Source organism: Paraburkholderia polaris, from assembly GCF_012927345.1.
Lineage (GTDB): Bacteria > Pseudomonadota > Gammaproteobacteria > Burkholderiales > Burkholderiaceae > Paraburkholderia > Paraburkholderia polaris.
This window is the reverse complement of record NZ_JABBGJ010000127.1, coordinates 1-1,730: the sequence shown is the minus strand read 5'-3', so window position 1 is coordinate 1,730 and position 1,730 is coordinate 1. Positions and strand designations below refer to the sequence as shown.

Here is a 1,730-nt window from a genome sequence, read left to right as displayed (position 1 = left end):
CTGTATCGGTACGCGGACCCGTGAGGGAAAGCGGAATCTGCCAGCACAAGTGCGGTGAGGGACTAGGAACGAGCGGTAACGACCAACATACGTGAACCTCTATTAAACGTCGTCATCATTGACAAGCCAAATGTGCTGACAGGCTTGAGCCAAAATGGCGCGCGGCAAGGTCTGGCCTCTGTGTGCTGGGTCAGCATGGACATTGCGCCGCCGGCGGATAGGAGGGGTCCGTCCCGCTCTGAAATTCATGCGGAACAGGATAAGCCCGTAGTGCTGCCGGCAACGGCAGGCGAACCGCAAGGAACGCTGTTGGCACTGCGGGTAAGGGATTGCGGAAAAAGCGAACGCCTTCCTGTAATGGGGAGGATACCGACTGCTGCATGGTCGGACGCGAAAGCGGGCAGACTTCCGCGTGGTCATTCATGGCGAGAGAACTTGATTAATCGTTATACGAGGGAAGGCAGATGACGGCAATCGGCGGCGCTGCACAAGCAGAGGCGATCGATGCTGGTGCGTCCTCGCGCCCCGCTGAGATGTGGCTTCAGGCTGATTGGCCTCGCATCACAGATGAGGTGAAACGACTCCAGGCGCGTATCGCCCAGGCAACCAAGGAAGGCAGATGGGGCAAAGTAAGTGCCCTGCAGCGTCTGCTGACCCGCTCGCATAGCGGCAAAATGCTAGCCGTGAAACGAGTGACAGAGAATCGCGGCAAGAGAACGCCGGGTGTTGACGGCAAGACTTGGCCAACTCCGGCGGCCAAATGGAAAGGGGTGGAGGCGATGCAACACCGCAGTTACCAAGCGTTGCCGCTTCGACGTATCTACATCCCCAAGAGCAACGGCAAGAAGCGTCCGCTAGGAATTCCCCGCATGCTATGCAGATCAATGCAGGCGCTATGGAAGCTCGCGTTAGAGCCCATTGCGGAAAGCCTGGCGGATCCAAACTCGTACGGGTTTCGCCCCAAACGTTCGACTGCCGACGCCATTGAATGTTGTTTCACCACGCTGGCTAAGCGCAAGTCACCAGAGTGGGTTTTAGAGGGAGACATCCGTGGCTGTTTCGATAATTTTAGCCATGACTGGATCCTCAAACATATACCGATGGATAAGGCTATCCTGCGGCGATGGCTTAAGGCCGGATTTATCGATAAAGGAACCTTGTTTGCGACGGAGGCGGGAACTCCGCAAGGGGGCATCATCTCGCCCGTCATCGCAAACATGACATTGGACGGACTCGAAGCAGCAGTAGATGCCAGCGTGGGGCCGACGCAACGCGCACGCAGAAGGTTCAAAGTCAACGTCAACAGGTATGCGGACGACTTCGTTGTGACCGGAGTCTCGAAAGAAATTCTGGAGCAGAACGTACTCCCTGCGGTCAGGCAATTCCTGGCCGTTCGGGGGCTGGAACTCTCGGAAGAGAAAACCAGGGTCACTCACATCGCCGATGGGTTCGATTTCCTCGGGCAGAATGTACGCAAGTACGGCGGCAAACTGCTCATCAAACCGGCTAACAAGAGTGTGAAGGCGCTCATGGAGAAGGTCAGGGAGATCGTGAGGCAGCACAGGAGCGCCACACAGACGAATCTGATTCTGCAACTCAACCCTGTGATTCGGGGTTGGGCCATGTATCACCGTCATGTGGTTTCCAAGTCTCATTTTACGTCGGTAGACGCTCACATCTGGCAGCTCTTATGGAAATGGGCTATGCGTCGGCATCCCACGAAAGGCACG

1 protein-coding gene is annotated in these 1,730 nt (G+C 56.5%); it reads left to right on the top strand.

Annotated elements, in window-relative coordinates:
• Window positions 1-464: 464 nt before the first annotated feature.
• On the top strand, window positions 465-1,730 hold a 1,266-nt coding region (gene ltrA, locus HHL24_RS43230; protein ID WP_169491335.1), incomplete at its 3' end, for a group II intron reverse transcriptase/maturase.